Annotated in this window: 15 protein-coding genes; 8 read left to right on the top strand and 7 right to left on the bottom strand. The window is 43.5% G+C overall.

Annotation, left to right across the window (positions count from 1 at the left end):
• Positions 1 to 116 precede the first annotated feature (116 nt).
• Positions 117 to 770, bottom strand: coding sequence for an isoprenoid biosynthesis glyoxalase ElbB (gene elbB, locus IUA53_RS00075; protein ID WP_196897769.1), 654 nt, complete (start codon positions 768 to 770; stop codon positions 117 to 119).
• A 411-nt stretch (positions 771 to 1,181) separates the two neighbouring features.
• Between elbB and polA the strand changes: the two genes are divergently transcribed.
• On the top strand, positions 1,182 to 3,977 hold the full coding sequence (gene polA, locus IUA53_RS00070) for a DNA polymerase I (protein ID WP_196899368.1): 2,796 nt from the start codon (positions 1,182 to 1,184) through the stop codon (positions 3,975 to 3,977).
• Between the two features lie 395 nt (positions 3,978 to 4,372).
• On the opposite strand, the gene yihA is transcribed toward polA, so the two are convergent.
• Entirely contained in the window at positions 4,373 to 5,014 is a 642-nt protein-coding gene (gene yihA / locus IUA53_RS00065) for a ribosome biogenesis GTP-binding protein YihA/YsxC (RefSeq protein WP_196897767.1), read from the bottom strand.
• A 174-nt stretch (positions 5,015 to 5,188) separates the two neighbouring features.
• Between yihA and IUA53_RS00060 the strand changes: the two genes are divergently transcribed.
• The 4 genes from IUA53_RS00060 (at position 5,189) to IUA53_RS00045 (ending at position 7,848) form a co-directional block, all read left to right on the top strand.
• Complete coding sequence (locus IUA53_RS00060; RefSeq protein ID WP_044055410.1) at positions 5,189 to 5,812, top strand: c-type cytochrome; 624 nt, start codon at positions 5,189 to 5,191, stop codon at positions 5,810 to 5,812.
• A gap of 338 nt (positions 5,813 to 6,150) precedes the next feature.
• Positions 6,151 to 6,798: a class I SAM-dependent methyltransferase gene (locus IUA53_RS00055; RefSeq protein WP_196897765.1), complete on the top strand. Its 648-nt coding sequence runs from the start codon at positions 6,151 to 6,153 to the stop codon at positions 6,796 to 6,798.
• Between the two features lie 53 nt (positions 6,799 to 6,851).
• Complete coding sequence (gene yihI, locus IUA53_RS00050; protein ID WP_196897763.1) at positions 6,852 to 7,364, top strand: Der GTPase-activating protein YihI; 513 nt, start codon at positions 6,852 to 6,854, stop codon at positions 7,362 to 7,364.
• A gap of 19 nt (positions 7,365 to 7,383) precedes the next feature.
• Positions 7,384 to 7,848: a DUF2489 domain-containing protein gene (locus IUA53_RS00045; protein ID WP_196897761.1), complete on the top strand. Its 465-nt coding sequence runs from the start codon at positions 7,384 to 7,386 to the stop codon at positions 7,846 to 7,848.
• Between the two features lie 77 nt (positions 7,849 to 7,925).
• Here the strand turns inward: IUA53_RS00045 and IUA53_RS00040 are convergent, their stop codons facing one another.
• Positions 7,926 to 8,510: a DNA-3-methyladenine glycosylase I gene (locus tag IUA53_RS00040; RefSeq protein ID WP_196897759.1), complete on the bottom strand. Its 585-nt coding sequence runs from the start codon at positions 8,508 to 8,510 to the stop codon at positions 7,926 to 7,928.
• Between the two features lie 138 nt (positions 8,511 to 8,648).
• On the opposite strand from IUA53_RS00040, the gene glyQ reads away from it, so the two are divergent.
• From glyQ to IUA53_RS00025, 3 genes are all read left to right on the top strand, one after another.
• On the top strand, positions 8,649 to 9,554 hold the full coding sequence (gene glyQ, locus IUA53_RS00035; protein ID WP_196897757.1) for a glycine--tRNA ligase subunit alpha: 906 nt from the start codon (positions 8,649 to 8,651) through the stop codon (positions 9,552 to 9,554).
• A gap of 2 nt (positions 9,555 to 9,556) precedes the next feature.
• Positions 9,557 to 11,632 (top strand): glycine--tRNA ligase subunit beta, encoded by a 2,076-nt coding sequence (gene glyS / locus IUA53_RS00030; protein ID WP_196897755.1) that lies wholly within the window; start codon positions 9,557 to 9,559, stop codon positions 11,630 to 11,632.
• Between the two features lie 100 nt (positions 11,633 to 11,732).
• Positions 11,733 to 12,176 carry a hypothetical protein gene (locus IUA53_RS00025; RefSeq protein WP_196897753.1) on the top strand — a complete coding sequence of 148 codons (444 nt, stop codon included), beginning with the start codon at positions 11,733 to 11,735 and terminating at the stop codon, positions 12,174 to 12,176.
• 205 nt (positions 12,177 to 12,381) lie between these two features.
• Here IUA53_RS00025 and gyrB read toward each other — a convergent pair whose 3' ends face one another.
• From gyrB to dnaA, 4 genes are all read right to left on the bottom strand, one after another.
• Positions 12,382 to 14,802, bottom strand: coding sequence for a DNA topoisomerase (ATP-hydrolyzing) subunit B (gyrB, locus tag IUA53_RS00020; RefSeq protein ID WP_196897751.1), 2,421 nt, complete (start codon positions 14,800 to 14,802; stop codon positions 12,382 to 12,384).
• Between the two features lie 8 nt (positions 14,803 to 14,810).
• Positions 14,811 to 15,899: a DNA replication/repair protein RecF gene (recF, locus tag IUA53_RS00015; protein WP_196897749.1), complete on the bottom strand. Its 1,089-nt coding sequence runs from the start codon at positions 15,897 to 15,899 to the stop codon at positions 14,811 to 14,813.
• Positions 15,900 to 15,972: 73 nt separating this feature from the next.
• Positions 15,973 to 17,073, bottom strand: coding sequence for a DNA polymerase III subunit beta (dnaN, locus tag IUA53_RS00010; RefSeq protein ID WP_196897747.1), 1,101 nt, complete (start codon positions 17,071 to 17,073; stop codon positions 15,973 to 15,975).
• A gap of 32 nt (positions 17,074 to 17,105) precedes the next feature.
• Positions 17,106 to 18,668: a chromosomal replication initiator protein DnaA gene (gene dnaA / locus IUA53_RS00005; protein WP_196897745.1), complete on the bottom strand. Its 1,563-nt coding sequence runs from the start codon at positions 18,666 to 18,668 to the stop codon at positions 17,106 to 17,108.
• Positions 18,669 to 19,163 lie beyond the last annotated feature (495 nt).

The raw sequence follows: 19,163 nt of genomic DNA, 5'->3' as shown, positions 1-19,163 counted from the left end.
GTTATTGTGTTACCCGAAGTCGTGGCGGGGATGCTGGGGCAATAAAACGCCCTAAAACCTCAACTGATTATAGGGCGTTTACCACACAAGAGAAAACCCTTGTTAAGGGTTTATTGCTATTTCATTGCCAATACGGTTTCTACCATTTTGCTGATCCCTTCATGCGCCTCACTGATTGACTGGGCTAACATGTATGCAGGCGTCGTCACTAATTTCGCTTCATTATCAACCACCACCTCGTCTACGGCGCAATTGACATGGGTAGCGCCCATGGCATTGATGCCGTTAGCGGTAGCTTCATCACTGCCTATGGTGAGTTTTACCCCTGTGTCGTAAACACTGGCGGCTAATGCCGGTGCAATACACGCATACCCCGCCGGTTTTTTCGCTTTGGCAAACGCCTGGCAAATGCGTAATACATCTTTATCGGGTTCACTATCTTGCCCCGCCACTGCAAATGTGCACAGATTTTTCGCTGCACCAAAGCCGCCAGGTAAGATTAACGCATCAAAGTCTTCAACATGACATTCCGTAACAGGTTTAATGTCGCCTCTGGCAATACGGGCAGATTCAACTAATACGTTTCGAGTCTCACCTTCGCTAACCTCTGAGGTTAAATGATTCACGACGTGCAGTTGAGGTTTATCTGGCGCGAAACATTGATAGCTTCCACCACACTGCTCAATGGCTAATAGGGTTAATACCGCTTCATGGATTTCTGCCCCATCGAATACGCCGCTGCCACTTAAAATAACCGCCACTTTTTTCATAAATGCCTCCTAGACCTTGAGCAAACTGACTTATACTATTTTTGGCTATAAAACAGTCAACGCCAGAAAAAAAATTATTAATAAACGGTGTAAGCTTGTTAATTTCTTATGCTACATTACTTGACCAACTTGGTTAAACCAAAAAAACAAGTTCACCAAGTTATCCACATTATAAGGAATGGCGAGTCGCAGGTAAGCTGTCTTCACTCTTAGCTTTCATTCCCCTATTTTTATTGCGTTAGAAGGTGATCTTTAACTTGACAAAGATCGCTTCGATCTTATTTGCTTAAACAGTAGATCACAAAGTTATCCACAGACAAGGATCGTATTATTCTTGCCTTGCTCTATGGTGATCCACCCCTGCCTATGGCATCCTTGCGGCTAATGATAAGCTGAATTAACTGCATGGCGATGACTGAAACTAAAAAGCCCCCTTTTATACTCGTTGATGGATCTTCCTATCTGTTTAGAGCCTTCCACGGACTGCCTCCCCTTACTAACTCGAAAGGCCAGGATACAGGTGCTATTTATGGCGTAGTTAATATGCTTAAAAGCCTGATAAAGCAATATAACCCCACTCACATGGCGGTGATCTTTGATGCTAAAGGCAAAACATTTCGTGACGACATTTATAAAGAATATAAAGCGAACCGCCCCCCTATGCCGGATGAACTTCGCAGTCAAATAGCCCCACTACATGCCATTATTGAAGCCATGGGTCTTCCATTGATTGTCGAGTCTGGGGTTGAAGCCGATGACGTTATCGGCACCTTGGCCTGCAGAGCCACAGCCCATGGTATTGATACACTCATCAGTACGGGCGACAAAGATATGGCTCAATTGGTGAATGAGAATGTTACGTTAATCAACACGATGACCAATCAAATTATGGACATTGAAGGGGTTAATACTAAATTTGGGATCCCCCCCGAATTGGTTATCGACTTTCTCGCACTCAAGGGGGACAAGGTTGATAACATACCGGGTGTTCCGGGTGTTGGTGATAAGAGTGCCCAAGCCTTGCTCAATGGCATAGGTGGTATTGATGCTATTTATCAAAATCTCGATAAAATCGCCGATCTGTCTTTCCGTGGTAGCAAATCCATGGCAGCGAAAATGCAAGAATACGAAGAGCAAGCGCGTCTTTCCTATACGCTTGCCACTATCAGTATCGACTTAGATTTAGATTACAAAATTGAGGCACTTCGTCCCCAAGCGCCAGACCACCAACAACTCCAATCACTTTTTGCGGAGTACGAGTTTAAGCGTTGGCATTCAGAAGTCACCGCTTTACTCAGTGGTGATAGCGCAGGAGGCCCTCAAGGCAGTAATGAGGCGTCTGATACAGTAAGTAGCGCCTCTTCTTCTCATGCTTCTTCAGGCATCCCCATTGATAAATCAGACTACGAAGTCGTGCTTGATCAAGCACAGTTTGATGAATGGGTTGAAAGACTCAACCAAGCAGCGCTGTTTGCCTTTGACACTGAAACCACTAGCTTAAATTACATGGAAGCGGAAATTGTGGGTGTTTCATTTTGTATAGAACCAGGGAAAGCGGCGTATGTTCCCGTGGCTCACGATTACCCAGATGCACCAGAACAGCTTTCCAGGGAGAAAGTGCTGGCAGCGTTAAAGCCAATTCTTACCTCGTCTACCCACATTAAGGTGGGTCAACATATTAAATACGATAAAAATGTACTGGCAAATTATGATATTACATTAAACGGCATTGGCTTTGATACTATGTTAGAAAGCTACGTACTTAACAGTACTGCCCAACGTCACGATATGGATTCGTTGGCACTGGCCTACCTTGGTCACAAAACCATTCATTTCGAAGACATCGCAGGAAAAGGTGCCAAGCAGCTTACCTTTAATCAAATTTCTCTTGATGAAGCAGGCCCTTATGCGGCAGAAGACGCCGATATTACTCTGCGTCTTCATCAAGCTATTTGGGAAAAGGTGTCTGATATTGAGCCACTCAAACAATTGCTTATTGATGTAGAGGTACCACTGGCCTGTGTCCTATCTAGAATGGAACAACAAGGTGTGCTTATTGATAGCCAGAAGCTGAATCAACAAAGCCAAGATCTCGCCACCAGAATTGCCGAGCTTGAAAAAGAGGTTCACGAAGAAGCAGGTGAAGCCTTTAATTTAGGCTCTACCAAACAACTTCAGCACATCTTGTTTGAAAAGATGGCACTTCCCATTATCAAGAAAACGCCTAAGGGTGCGCCTTCAACATCGGAAGATGTGCTTCAAGAATTGGCGCTTTCCTACCCGCTTCCTCAAAAGATTATGGAATACCGTGGTCTTACTAAGCTAAAAAATACTTACACGGATAAACTGCCGAAGATGATTAATCACCGTACCGGCAGAGTACATACGTCATACCACCAAGCCATAACGGCCACGGGGAGGCTCTCTTCAACCGACCCTAATCTACAAAATATCCCCATTCGAAATGAAGAAGGACGGCGAGTTAGGCAAGCGTTTGTCCCGCGTCCTGGCTATAAAATTGTCGCGGCGGATTACTCGCAAATTGAATTGCGAATTATGGCTCATCTATCAGCCGATGATGGGTTACTCAGTGCCTTTGCAAAAGGCGAAGATATCCATAAAGCCACCGCAAGTGAGGTATTCGGTGTTGCTTTAGACGAAGTGACAACCGAACAAAGACGAAGTGCAAAAGCCATTAACTTCGGACTTATTTATGGTATGAGTGCATTTGGCCTCGCGAAGCAGTTAAATGTACCTCGCCACGAAGCGCAAAGTTATATGGATTTGTACTTCGAGCGTTACCCTGGTGTTTTAGACTATATGGACAGCACCCGTGAAGTTGCAAAAGATAAAGGCTATGTTGAAACCGTATTTGGCCGTCGCTTATATTTACCTGATATTAAAGCCAGTAATGGCGCACGTAGAAAAGGTGCAGAGCGAGCAGCAATTAACGCCCCCATGCAAGGCACCGCAGCAGATATTATAAAGATGGCGATGATAAAGGTAGACGATTGGATTACGACTTCCTCCTCAGACGAGGTCACTATGATGATGCAAGTGCATGATGAACTTGTATTTGAAATTAAAGAAGAACACGTAGATAAACATGTGGCGACTATCGTCAAATTAATGGAAACGGCAGCAAGTTTAAATGTGCCTTTGGTAGTGGAAGCCGGTGTTGGAAGTAATTGGGATGAAGCCCATTAGATGCCATAACTGGTAATTAGATTACAGTATTGAGAACTTAATCCATTAAATTTCGTGATTTTTGGTAATTTAATTACAAAAAGGGTTACCTTTTATGGATTTTCTTGTACCCTGTGCAGTGTAGGGTACAGAGGTGAGAAAGCTGTTTTCAAACCTTTGCTTTAACCCCGACACTTTGTCGGGGTTTTTTTATGTCCGTTACATTTTGTCCACTACATCTTCGAGGGCAAATCTGTTGTGCCCCACCCAGCTTGCCTAATTCAACCTACTCTCGCAAAAATTGAATAAATCACTTTTTTTCAGATAACGTTGAACTATTTTAATTTAGCGTGCTCTATATCTACGGTTTTTATGTGTTTTCTCTCTTTAACCCCACGAGTTCGTGGGGTTTTCTTTTATGCGTCTAGCACGCTTGTGTCATCGTCTACATCACCTTTGTCTCTATCAAGCTGAAGCCAATGATTCAACACCCCTTCAAGCTCAGGTAAACCATGTCTGTTTAATGAAGAGAATGTATGTACCGTGACATCACCCATAAATGCCAGTGCCGCTTCACGGGCCATCAACAACTGGGCTTTTCGCTTACCAGACTTTAACTTATCTGCTTTTGTGAGTAGCGCTAGAACAGGAATACCTGAGTCCACCGCCCAGTGAATGAGGTCTTGGTCGAGGTCTTTAAAGGGGTGGCGAATATCCATAAGTACTACTATTCCCTTCAGTGATTTTCTTTTTTGAAGATACTCACCTAGGGATTGCTGCCATTTTTTCTTCATGGCAATAGGTACTTGTGCAAAACCGTACCCTGGTAAATCCACCAATCGGCGATCTTCCTCTAGCTCGAATATATTGATGAGCTGGGTTCTGCCCGGTGTTTTACTGGTACGCGCCAAGTTCTTTTGACGTGTCAGGGTGTTTAATGCACTGGATTTTCCAGCGTTGGAGCGACCCGCGAAAGCCACTTCAATACCGGTATCGTCTTTTAAGTGACGAATGTCCGGTGCACTGGTAAAGAATTTTGCTTTGGTGTAATACGACATCTAGACTTACCTCCACATGCGTCACAACGTCTGGTTTACAGCTTTTTAATGTTAAAACAGACTAAAAACCATAGTTTTATCATGGAATAGGTTTTTCTGACGCGTTAAATGTGTAAAATACGCATGATATCACGTATATCACGCGAGCCGTTGGATCCATTTAAGAGATTTATTATGAAAAAACTGTGTTTGTTGGTGTGTATGTCTTTAGGTTTGTCTACGTCTGTTATGGCACAAGGCGATGCTGAAGCAGGTAAAGCGAAGTCTGCTGTATGCGCAGCCTGTCATGGGCCAGATGGTAACAGCATGATTGACATGAACCCTAAGATTGCGGGTCAACATGAGAAATACCTAGTTAAACAGTTGATGGAATTCAAACTTGCATCACAAACTGGCGGTGAAGAAGGCCGTAATAATGCAGTGATGAATGGCATGGCTGCACCATTGTCAGAGCAAGACATGAAGGACCTAGCTGCTTATTTCTCTAGCCAAGATGCAAAAGCAGGTGAAACACCTGAGCAATATGTAGAAGCAGGCCGCGCACTTTACCAAGGTGGTGATGAGTCACGTGGCGTGACCGCATGTATCGCATGTCACGGACCGAAAGGGAACGGCATGGGGTTAGCAGGTTTCCCAGATATCAGTGGTCAGCACGCTACGTATACTGCCTCCCAGCTAAAGGCATTTCGTGCAGGTGAGCGTCACAACGATATGAACGGCATGATGCGTGATATCGCGATGAAACTTACCGATGAAGATATCGAAATTTTATCTAATTATATCGCGGGCTTACATTAATTAGCTCAAGATAAAAACAATCTTGTTAAATATTTGTTACCAGATCAGTTGTATTTTATAATTATTCGTGTAATCTAGCGGCTTAGTTTGTAGGCATTCGTGTAATACTACAGACGAGATAACAATATAATAATAATAAAAATCAGCATGGAAGATTTGGATAAAGCCCCACGAAGGCCAAAAACAAAAAGCGCTCTGCTAAAAAAAACAATAAGGGGAGTTGCACAACTAGGGAAGCCAGCTGCACATTGAAGTGTAAATAACGGGAGAGGTGTCATCAGACACTCATACAAAGTAAGGTGATGGTTTACCATCACCTTTTTTCTTGCCTAAAAATCATGACTCAATTACCTCGTTGCCCACTTTGCCTAACAGATACTCCAGCCGAACACTATCACCAAGATAGGAAGCGCGAGTATTTGCAATGCCCACGATGCCATTTGGTTTACGTTCACCCAAGCAACTTACCTTCAAAAGACGTAGAGAAATTAGAATACAGCTTGCATGAAAATAGCGCAGACGATGAAGGCTATGTTAGGTTTTTATCCCGCCTGCTGCACCCATTGCTGCCTTATCTTTCTAAGCAGGTTAGCGTTATTGATTTTGGCTGTGGTCCTGAACCTGTCTTAGCACAACTGATGGAACAGAAAGGTGCTGAGGTTGCACTCTACGACCCTTTTTTCGCCAACCAGCCTGAAAACCTCACTAGGCAATATCATATTATTACCTGTACCGAAGCCATCGAACACTTTCATCAGCCCCACAAAGAATGGGCGCTTTGGTTAAAAATGCTTAAACCAAACGGTATGCTCGCGATAATGACTAAACGTGTTATTGATAAAACCCGTTTTGCTCAATGGCACTATAAAAACGATCCTACCCATGTCAGTTTTTTTAGTGAAGTTACTTTTACCTATCTTGCAGAACAACACGGTTTTATTGTGGAATTTCCCAGCAATGATGTGGTTTTCATGAAGAAGGTTTAGCCTATTCGCGCTATAATAGACTTTTCTATTCACCAGATTTGATACTGTAATTTATGGGACGTTCAAAGAAATCGCGTAAAGTTGGTCTAATTGGGGTTCGTAAAGATCCTGATTTTAATCCAAGCAAACAACGCACAAGCGAAAACCCTCGCCCTAAAAAGCGCAAAGGTAGACCAGCAGGTTCTCGCCACAATGTAGAAAGCACCACCTCTTCTGGCAATAAACGCCAGGAAAATAAAGATCCGCGTCATGGCAGTAAAAAGCCTATAGCGTTGGTTAAGCAAAATGCGGCCCCTATTAATACGCCGCTACAAAAGAAGAAGTATGCGACGCCAGCTGAAGAGCTTGCCGCTCTTGAAGCCGACCAGCGATTAGCTTCCTTGCTCGATAAGCTTGACGAAGATAAGCCGCTTACCAAAGAGCAACAAGCTTATGTTGATGAGAAAATGGCGCGATATCGTATTCTTTGTGATCTGCTAGGTATTGTGGATAACGACGATGAAGACGATGAAATGGATCCTTTTGACGATTTAAACGCTATAGACATTAACGACTTCAAAAAATAGTACGGGCAGCAGTTAGACGATGATTTGGGCAGTAATTATAGCTATTGCAGCATGTATTATTATCGCGCTTGGGTTTTATGCTGGCAGATTGCTGTTTTTATTAAAGCAGCAAAATCAACGCCAGCAGCAAGTAAGAGAACAACGTATAGCGACCATCTCGGAAAGCATATTTACTATTGCAAAAGCCATGGAGCAACAACAGTGCGACCTTTCCGAAGGGGTCATTAGAATTGTTAATTTGCTAAATGCGCTTCCGGTCTCCTCGCCGATAGATTATAGCGCTCGCTATCCACAGATACATGCGCTCTTCGTCGAGGTCAGTGGGTTCGCCATCCTTGAAGCACGGCAAAAGCTAAGTAAACAGGAAAGGCGCAAACAAGATGCAGCGAGAGAACATATAGAATCTGAATATGAGTCAAAGGTGCTTGGGGAATTATCTAGCCTTAAGTCCTACTGTTGCGAGCTCTCTCCTACCCTAAAATAGCCAATGTAAAAAAGCATATGGATTCACCCCATGTGCTTTTTTAGTTTGCGGCGTTGTCACTTCTCATTAATCTCGATTTACCGACGCGCTTGCTTGCATACCTCTTCATAGCAATGGCAGTTTGTTTGATGATCATTGACCATGCCTACAGCCTGCATAAATGCGTAGCAAATGGTTTCTCCTACGAAGGTGAAGCCTCTCTTCTTTAGTGCCTTTGACATTGCTTTAGATTCGTCTGTTGACGTTGGAATCTGTTGAGGTGATGCCCATTCATTGATGATAGTTTTCCCCTTTGTGAACTGCCAAATAAAGTCGCTAAATGATGCTGTCTTTTCAATGTCTAAATAAGCTTTCGCATTTTTAACGATTGAGTGAATTTTCAATTTATTACGAACAATGCCTTTATTTTCCATGCAAGCTAACAATTCTTCCTCCGTCATCGCGGCCACGCGTTGTGGGTCGAACTGATGAAACGCTGCACGGTATGCGGGCTGCTTTTTTAAAATGGTAATCCACGACAACCCGGCTTGTTGACCATCTAAGCACAATTTTTCAAATAGCGGCTGGCTCTCTAGCTCAGGTCTGCCCCATTCATTATCGTGATAACTTTGGTATAAGGGGTCATTAGATACCCAGCTACAGCGTTGTACGACATTAGACACAGCTAAACTCCTCGTCAAGATTATGCGCTTCAAGGCGATTGTAGGCGATTTTTAACGCTTTACACCTACATACTAGGCCCCAGTAATTGTATACTATCCCACCTTTACAGAGTCAGTTAACCAATAAGCAGCGGATGTATGCAGAAATACGATATTAAAACCTTTCAAGGGTTGATCCTTGCGCTTCAGGATTATTGGGCGCGCCAGGGCTGCGTCATAATTCAGCCCCTTGATATGGAAGTTGGTGCAGGTACCTTCCACCCAATGACGTTTTTACGTTCTTTGGGGCCTGAGCCTATGAGTAGTGCTTATGTACAACCTTGCCGTCGCCCTACTGATGGTCGCTACGGTGAAAACCCTAACCGCCTTCAACATTACTATCAATTCCAGGTTATGTTGAAACCTTCTCCCGATAATATTCAAGAATTATACCTTGGCTCATTAAAAGAATTAGGTTTCGATCCGCTGGTACACGATATCCGCTTTGTAGAAGACAACTGGGAATCTCCCACACTTGGCGCATGGGGTCTGGGTTGGGAAGTTTGGCTTAACGGTATGGAAGTCACCCAGTTCACGTATTTCCAACAAGTGGGTGGTTTAGAGTGTAAACCGGTAACCGGCGAAATCACCTACGGACTTGAGCGTTTAGCGATGTACGTGCAAGGCGTAGACAGCATCTATGACCTGGTATGGACAGATGGGCCTTTAGGTAAGGTCACCTATGGTGACGTTTTCCACCAAAATGAAGTTGAGCAATCAACCTTTAATTTTGAACACGCTGATGTTCCTTCTCTCTTTCGCACATTTGATGAATGTGAACTTGCCAGTAAGAAGTTAATCGAAGAGAACTTACCTTTGCCTGCTTACGAGCAAGTAATGAAGGCATCGCATGCGTTTAACTTGCTAGATGCAAGACATGCCATTTCGGTAACCGAAAGACAGCGCTATATTCTTCGCGTAAGAACATTAGCCAAAGCCTGTGCAGAAAGTTACTTTGAAAAACGCGAAGCACTTGGCTTCCCCTTATGTAACAAGGAGGCGTAAGCGTGCGCACAGAAAATTTACTTATTGAACTAGGCACAGAAGAACTACCACCAAAGGCACTCAAGTCTTTAGGTGAGGCTTTCGCTACTCAATTTGAAGCTGCACTCACCAGTGCAGATTTAGCCTTTACCTCAGTTAACTGGTTTGCAGCCCCTCGTCGTCTTGCGGTTTATGTGTCTCAGTTAGCTGAAGGTCAATCAGACAAAACCGTGGAAAAACGTGGGCCTGCGGTATCAGCTGCCTTTGATGCAGATGGAAACCCGACCAAAGCAGCTCAAGGCTGGGCGCGTGGAAACGGCATTAATGTTGAAGACGCCGAAAGACTCGTTACCGACAAGGGTGAATGGTTGCTACATAAAGCCCATGTACCAGGCCAACCGGTAGCCGCGTTATTAGAGGGCATGCTAAATCAAGCCGTCTCTAAACTTCCTATTCCAAAGCCAATGCGTTGGGGTAACAATACCACGCAATTTATTCGCCCTGTTCATACGTTGGCGGTCATTTATGGTAGTGAAGTGGTTAATATTACTTCTCTAGGTCTCACCAGCGGCAGAACCCTTCAAGGTCATCGCTTTCATGGCGAAGCGCGATTTGAGCTTGATCATGCTGATAATTACGCAAAAGCGTTGGAAGCTCAGTATGTTATTGCCGATTTCCAAGCACGGAAAGATAAGGTTAGAGAGCAATTAGAATCTGCTGCAGCAACGCTTTCCTTAACACCAGACTTTGATGAAGCACTATTAGAAGAAATAGCGTCACTTGTTGAGTGGCCAGTGGTTATGCAAGCCAGTTTCGATAAAGGGTTTCTTGACGTCCCTAAAGAAGCGCTTATCTACACCATGAAGGACGACCAAAAATACGTCCCGCTTTTAGACGCCGATGGGAACCTTTCAAATCAGTTTCTTTTTGTGAGTAACATTGAAAGTCGCGACCCTATTCAAGTTGTCTCTGGTAATGAAAAAGTGATACGACCGCGTCTTGCAGATGCGGAGTTTTTCTTTAATAGCGACAAGAAACATAGCCTAGAAAGTCGTCTAGAAAGTTTAGACAGTGTGCTTTTTCAAAAGCAATTAGGCACCTTAAAAGAAAAATCTTCACGTATTGCCAGCTTGTCTGCTTTCATTGCAACACACATTGATGCTGATGCAACGCTAGCACAACGTGCAGGTCTGTTAGCTAAAACCGACTTAATGACCAATATGGTTATGGAATTTCCAGACGTTCAAGGTGTAATGGGTAAATACTACGCCTTGAATGATGGTGAAGACACGTTAGTTGCAGCGGCGCTATACGAACAGTATCTACCGCGCTTTGCCGGTGATGCTCTACCCTCTAATAGTGTCAGCGCGGCTGTAGCCCTTGCTGACAAGCTAGACACCCTGGTGGGCATATTTGGTATTGGCCAATTGCCAAAGGGTGATAAAGACCCCTTTGCGTTACGCCGAGCCGCTATTGGTGTTTTACGTATTATCACTGAGTTGTCTCTGCCACTAGATTTGTCTGAATTGGTAGAAAAAGCAGGTGAAGTTTACGGCGATAAGTTAACGAACAGCGAGTACAAAACACAAGTTGTTGATTTTGTTTTGGGCCGTTTCGTTGCCCTGCTACAAGATCAAAACGTAGCCATTGATGTTATTCAGGCTGTTTCTGCGCGCCGTCCGACTCGACCAGCGGATTACCTTGCCCGTGTAAATGCTGTCGCTAAATTCAAGACGTTGGATGAAGCAGAAGCACTAGCGGCTGCCAATAAGCGTGTTGCCAACATTCTCGCTAAGCAAAAAGTAGACGAATCGGTGGCTGACGTAGATAGCCGTTTGTTACAAGAAGAGGCGGAAATTGCTTTGCATAGCGCCTTAATGGAAGCGAAAGAAAAAGTTGCTGGCGCCATCGAAGCTCAAGATTACCCAGTGATCTTATCTACCCTTGCGACGCTAAGAAACACTATCGATAGTTTCTTTGACAATGTTATGGTGATGGCTGAGGATGAAGCGATTAAACTTAACCGGCTAGCTTTACTATCATTATTGAGGCAGTTATTTTTAACCACAGCTGATATTTCTTTGTTAGCTAAATCGTAAACTGAGTTTAGTCGCATAAGTGATTACCTGCGACGCAGCACAGAACGATAGGTAGAAATTAGCCCAGCAATTGTTGGGCTTTTTTATAGATGGAGTTTATGTGAAAAAGTTACTCTTAGCTGTTACAGCTACCCTTCTACTTAGCGCATGTACAAGCAGCGGTAAAATAGCGTTGCCAGAATTGCCGTCTTCATCGCCACGTATTGCAGTTGAAGATCTATATTTGCGCGGCGTATTTAATTGGTGGGAGGCAACACCCGCCTATCGCTTTAAGCAAGATGGCGTTAATTGGCACGTTAATGTGGAATTAATTGCGGATGGACAACCTTATGACTTTAAGCTGTCTGATAGCCAATGGACGCCCTCGCAAAGCTGTGGAGGCAAATATAAAGGCCAGCCTGTGATGCTAAACACTGAGGTGTATTTAACCTGTGAACAAGCCTCTGAGACGCTACAATTCACGCCCTCTAATACAGGCAACTATCGGTTCGCCATTACTGACATTGGCAGCGGCGAAATAGCTATTAAGATCACACGAGAGTAGTCGCTTCGCTTTACCCCTCTATTGTTCCGTATTCTTGAGCAGAGTTAGCGCGCTTCCTTTTTTTAGCACGCTTCATCTTTGCTCTTACTCAGCTTTTTCTTTTTTGTAGATATAAAAAAACCGACATGAAAATGTCGGTTTTTTCGTTTTAAACGTGTGAATTAGCGCCCCATAGTGAATGGCACTAAGGGGCAACACGCTTTCACTACACGTCAAGGTTCTCTACGTTAAGTGCATTGGCTTCAATGAACTCACGGCGAGGTTCTACCTGGTCGCCCATCAGAGTTGTGAATAATTGGTCACATCCAATAGCGTCTTCAATGGTAACTTGCAACATACGGCGGCTTTCAGGATCCATGGTGGTCTCCCAAAGCTGTTCTGGGTTCATCTCACCTAGCCCTTTATAGCGTTGAATGTACTGGCCACGTTTAGCTTCGTTCATCAACCATTCAAGTGCTTCTTTAAATGACTCAACAGGTTGCTTACGCTCACCACGTTGAATGTATGCGCCTTCGCCCATCATGTCATTGATTTCGAGATTCAACGTTTTCAGTCGTTGATACTCTGGAGATTCAATAAATTCATGGTCAATGATGTATTCGTAGTCGATACCGTGCATACGCATAATAATCGTGATGTAGAATTCGCTGAGTTCTGCATCTCTTCTTATTTCATAGCGATAGGTTGCACCATCCTTCTCACGCTCGGTAAGCTGTGCGACAAAGTGCTCAGCTACATTAGATAGTGTTGCCTCATCTTTTAAATCGGCTAGATTTAGCGTAGGTGTGTATAGCATGCGATATAGAATTGAAGAAGGCATTACACGTCTCATACGCGCAATCATCTTTTCAATATTCTGGTACTGCTTCACTAGATTTTCTAAACCAAGCCCTGTGATCCCTGGCGCATCCGAGCTTGTATGCAGCGAAGAGCCATCTATTGCAATAGAGGTGAGATAGTTGGTCAGCGCATCATCGTCTTTCAGATACTGTTCTTGTTTACCCTTCTTCACTTTATATAGTGGCGGCTGAGCAATATATACATAACCACGCTCAATTATTTCAGGCATTTGACGATAGAAGAAAGTTAGCAGCAGTGTACGAATGTGTGAACCATCCACGTCCGCATCAGTCATGATAATGATGCTATGGTATCTTAATTTCTCAGGATCATATTCATCCCTACCGATACCACACCCTAATGCGGTAATTAGCGTCGCCACTTCTTGTGAAGACAACATTTTATCGAAACGCGCTTTCTCTACGTTTAGAATCTTACCTTTAAGCGGAAGTATTGCTTGGTTTTTACGGTTACGACCCTGCTTAGCTGAACCGCCGGCAGAGTCACCCTCCACTATGTACAGTTCGCTGAGTGCCGGGTCTTTTTCCTGACAATCTGCGAGCTTTCCAGGAAGGCCTGCTAAGTCTAACGCGCCTTTACGACGGGTCATTTCACGGGCTTTACGTGCTGCTTCTCGCGCACGCGCTGCATCAATAATTTTGCCTGCAATTATTTTACTTTCTACTGGGTTTTCCAGTAGAAACTCTGCAAGCTTTTCATTCATCGCTGACTCTACGGCTGGTCTCACTTCTGAAGATACTAGCTTATCTTTGGTTTGAGACGAGAACTTAGGATCAGGAACTTTCACCGAAATAACGGCCGTTAAACCTTCTCGGGCATCATCCCCACTGGCGTTGGTTTTAGCCTTTTTATTTAAGCCTTCCTTTTCCATGTAGTTATTTAACGTTCGCGTTAATGCACCACGGAACCCCGCTAAGTGAGTACCACCGTCGCGCTGAGGAATATTGTTTGTGAAGCAAAAGATGTTTTCTTGGAAGCTATCGTTCCATTGCATGGCCACTTCTACTGAAATGCCATCTTCTCGCTCCGAAGCAAAATGGAACACCTTTTGATGCACGGGTGTTTTCTTTTGATTCAAATATTCCACAAATGCCTGGATACCGCCTTCATACATGAAGTGGTCTTCTTTACCGTCGCGTTCATCTTTAAGACGAATTGAAACACCAGAGTTTAGGAATGAAAGCTCGCGAAGACGTTTAGCTAAGATATCGTAGTGATATAGCGTGTTCGTGAACGTATCTTCACTAGGCCAAAAACGAATGGTAGTCCCAGTTTTTTCCGTTTCACCTACTACGGCTAATGGCTCTTGAGGCACACCATGCTTGTATTCTTGCTCATGGGTTTTACCATTTCGGCGAATACGCAATTTTAATCGGCTTGAAAGCGCATTTACTACCGATACACCTACGCCGTGTAATCCACCTGATACTTTATACGAGTTATCATCGAACTTACCGCCGGCATGGAGTACGGTCATGATAACTTCCGCTCCAGAAACGCCTTCTTCCGAATGGATTTCGGTGGGTATCCCTCGACCATCATCAGAGACAGAGACAGAACCGTCTGAATGTATTTGCACGACAATATCTGAGCAGTGCCCAGCTAGTGCTTCGTCAATTGAGTTATCGACCACCTCAAATACCATGTGGTGAAGTCCCGTACCATCATCTGTGTCACCGATATACATACCGGGACGTTTACGTACGGCGTCTAATCCTTTAAGTACTTTAATACTCGACGAGTCGTAGTTGTTCTGTTCTGACATACTAGCTTTTACTCCTCTTTCACGCTTCCATGTTCCACGTGAAACATTTTCTTTTCGTTGTATTTTTGTATAAATTCGAGTTGCGAAGATTCAATAGCAGTAACGAAAACCTGCGTATCCATAAATAACAACCCGTCAATAAATCGTTCTCGCTTTTCAGCATCTAGTTCCGCACCAACATCATCTAGCAAAAATATGCTTTTTCTATTGGTAAGCGAATTAAACAACGCAGTTTGCGCCATTTGTAACGCAGCGACAGCCATTCTCAGTTGTCCCCGCGATAGTAACTCCTGTGCATTAACCCCATTCACTTTTAACCGTACATCGGCTTTGTGAGGCCCAGAAGTGGTATGTCCCATTTTAACATCATACTCACTTTTTTTAACTAAGCTTTCTGCTAAAGAGGCGTCTTTTTCCCAACCTTTTTGATATGAAAGTACCACATCGAAGTCTGGTAGAAATTCATTAGCATAACGCTCGAAGATTGGAATGAGCGATTCCACATACGCTACGCGTTTTTTCGATAGTGCTTCAGCATTTTCAATGAAAATGTGTTCCCAATACCGATTTTCCGGACGCTGTAAATTCGCGCCTTGCTTCAACAACGCATTGCGATGTTTCAATACTTTTGTGTATTGATTGGCTAGCTTTTGAAAACCATGTTCCACGTGGAACAATCCCCAATCACAAAACTTTCGACGCTCTGAAGGCGACCCTATAATCAAATCGGTACTTTGTGGCGTAAAGAGTTGCGTGGGTACTAGGCTGACAAGTTTAGAAAGCTTAGACGAATGTTCACCGTTAATGCTGCAAAGAAAGCTATCACTTCTACTTCTTTGAAACCCCAGCTTCATTAGCACATCATTTTCATCCTTACACGATGCAAAGACACTAAACCCTTCTTCCCCATGCTGGATGACAGAGCTTGGCTTGCCAGTACGAAACGACCGCCCAAACCCTAAATAATATAAAGCCTCTATAATTGATGATTTACCACTACCATTTACTCCACGAAACACACTCAATGAAGATGAAGGTGAAAACGAAGCTGACTTTATATTACGAAAATTCGTAAGCTGGACTTGGTCCAGTTTCATGAGGAAACTCTAACTAAAACGCGAAAGTGAGCTGCAGTATGTATACAGCTCACCTTGAGACAAGAATACAAAATTAAAGACGCATTGGCATGATCACATACAAAGCCGCGTCATCAGCATTATCCTCTATTAATGCACTGGCATTAGAATCAGACAAACTGACTTTAACGGTGTCAGACCCTAGTGAGTTTAAGACATCAATAAGGTAGGCAACATTGAAACCAATCTCTAAATCGTCGCCCTGATACTGCACATCAACAATTTCTTCAGCTTCTTCCTGCTCTGGGTTATTCGCAGTAATCTTTAACTCACCTGACGCTAGATTTAGCCTCACGCCTCGGAATTTTTCATTTGAGAGAATAGCCGCACGAGAGAACGCGTCTTTTAATACCGCTTTGCTGGCAGTAATTTCTTTGTCACCATTTTGTGGAAGCACACGTCTATAATCAGGAAAACGACCATCTACAAGCTTAGAGGTGAAAATAAAGTCGTTCGAAAAAATACGGAGGTGATTTGCACCAATTTGTACTTTTATCGATTTATCATCTTCGCTAATTAAGCGAGATATTTCTAACACCCCTTTTCGCGGTATAATAACTTGGCGAGATGGCAATGAGGTTTCGTAATTAAGACGACATAAGGCTAACCGGTGACCATCAGTAGCAACAGTACGAATAACGTTTTCTTCAGTCTCTAACGACATACCGTTTAAATAATAGCGAACGTCTTGCTGCGCCATGGAAAAACTGGTGGCATCGATAAGGCGTTTCATGTCAGTGCATGATAGCTCAAACTCTACTTCGCCTTCCCAATCTTCAAGGTTAGGATAATCATTTGCCGACAACGTCGATAACGTATAGCGACCACGACCAGCACGAATGAGTGCTTTATTGCCATCTAAACTGAAATGAATATCTGTACCTTCAGATATTCCTCTAATGATGTCGAAGAGCTTTTTGGCAGGAACGGTAATTTCACCTTCAGTAAAATCACCTTCTAATTTAGCGCTTGAGATTAACTCAACCTCTAAATCGGTACCCGTTAGCCAAAGTGCGTCTTCACTCACTTTTATGAGTATGTTTGAAAGAATAGGTAAAGTATGACGGCGCTCAACGGCACCCGATACCAATTGCAGGGGTTGTAAAAACTGTTCGCGGCTTATAGAAAATTTCATCGCAGTGCTATCTCGCCTCTCAAGGTCATTTTTTACGAAGACAAAGTCCGTATGAGGTTCTTATAGTCTTCTTTTATATCATGACTTTCTTCTCTAAGCTGCTCTATTTTACGACATGCATGCAGAACCGTTGTATGGTCTCGGCCACCAAAAGCATTACCCAGTTCTGGTAAGCTATGATTGGTGAGCTCCTTCGCTAGCGCCATGGCGACTTGCCTTGGACGGGCCACACTTCGACTTCTGCGCTTAGACAAGATGTCAGCAACTTTAATCTTATAATAATCTGCGACAGTTTTCTGAATATTATCCACTGTGACTAACTTTTCTTGTAACGCCAATAAATCTCGTAACGCTTCGCGGACAAAATCTATAGTTATAGGGCGGCCAGTAAAGTTTGCATTGGCAATGACCCGGTTTAATGCGCCTTCTAATTCACGTACATTCGAACGTAGACGTTTAGCAATAAAGAAGGCAACTTCATTAGGTAGGTGAATTCTGTTCTCTGCTGCCTTGCGCATTAAAATGGCAACACGGGTTTCCAGTTCTGGTGGCTCTATAGCAATAGTTAGGCCCCAACCAAAACGAGATTTTAATCTATCCTCTACCCCATCAATTTCTTTAGGATAACGATCTGAGGTGAGTATGATTTGTTGATTACCTTCTAACAACGCATTAAAGGTATGAAAGAACTCTTCTTGCGAACGCTCTTTGTTGGCAAAAAATTGAATATCATCAATCAACAAAGCATCGACTGAACGATAAAAACGCTTAAAGTCTTCAATAGCATTATTTTGTAACGCCTTAACCATATCTTGTACAAAACGCTCAGAGTGCATATAAACAATTTTAGCGTCAGCATTGTTTGCGACTATGCCATTACCCACTGCGTGCAATAAATGAGTTTTACCTAAACCCGTACCACCATAAATAAACAGTGGATTGTATGACCCGCCCGGATTGTTAGCCACTTGCGTAGCCGCAGCACGCGCAAGCTGGTTAGATTTACCTTCTACGAAGTTATCAAACTGATAGGTTGGATTGATATTACTTTTATGCTTCATTGCTTCAGGGATCGGGATCACCTTGGGTGAAGGAGGCTGCGATCGTTGTGGTTGCACTGGTGCATGTGCTTGATGATCCCGCCTTTGATCATACTGTTGATTTTGTGGCGATCCCACATAAGGATTATGTTGCGATCGCGTAGGCGAAACACCTTGACTCTCGCTATACGAAACGGGTGCACTAGGCGCGGTAGCATGGTGACTAGCATGGCTCGAATTGCCACTGCCAGAAAACGTATTAGAGCCTGTCGTTCCGTTTGAGTTAGGCGAGCTAGCTCTGCTTCGACTTAATGACTCTCGACTCATCACTTCAAGGCGCAGTTGCGGAGCGTCGCTACCCGCAAACTCGCGAAGTAAGCCTGTAATGTTATCTAAATACTTATCCCGCACCCAATCCAATACAAAACGGTTAGGTGCATATAAGGCAACAGTCCCATCTTCTTCTTGAGAAACTAACGGCCTAATCCACATACTGAATTGCTGGGTGGGTAATTCTTGGCGAAGTCGCTCAAGACATTGGTTCCATAATGACATGGTAGGTATACAGCTCCCGTGACTCGCTAGGAAACCCACAACATAGAAAACAAGGCACCGAAATGCGCACCTTAAAGAGAACGGTGGAAATTGTGTCGGGTAGCAGCAAGAAGTTTAGTTATATGTTTTAATCGCTGTGGATTATCTTATTTTATCAACAAAAAGTAAATCCCGATCTCGATCGATCTTTGAGATCAAAATGACATATACATGATTTATAACAACTTTATTTATATTCTGTTTTCTCATTAATTTAGCATTAAACAGTATTAACATGGGGGTAATAAAGGCTTGATCTCTGCAAATCATCGCAATTCTCACACATCGAAATGAACAAATTGTGGATAAAGTGCCCACTTCAGGTGCGTTATTCACAATGCCCAGATGTCGAAATATACAAGCGATAAAAATTTCTACCCGGTTTGTTCACATTTTCTACGGAAAAAGTGGATTATCCATTGACAGCAGCCCCCGAGATCTCTAGAATTCAGCGTC

Source organism: Alteromonas sp. B31-7, assembly GCF_015767655.1.
In the GTDB taxonomy this organism is placed as follows: domain Bacteria; phylum Pseudomonadota; class Gammaproteobacteria; order Enterobacterales; family Alteromonadaceae; genus Alteromonas; species Alteromonas australica.
Note: the sequence above shows the minus strand (reverse complement) of the source record. Positions and strands in the feature narration are given on the sequence as shown.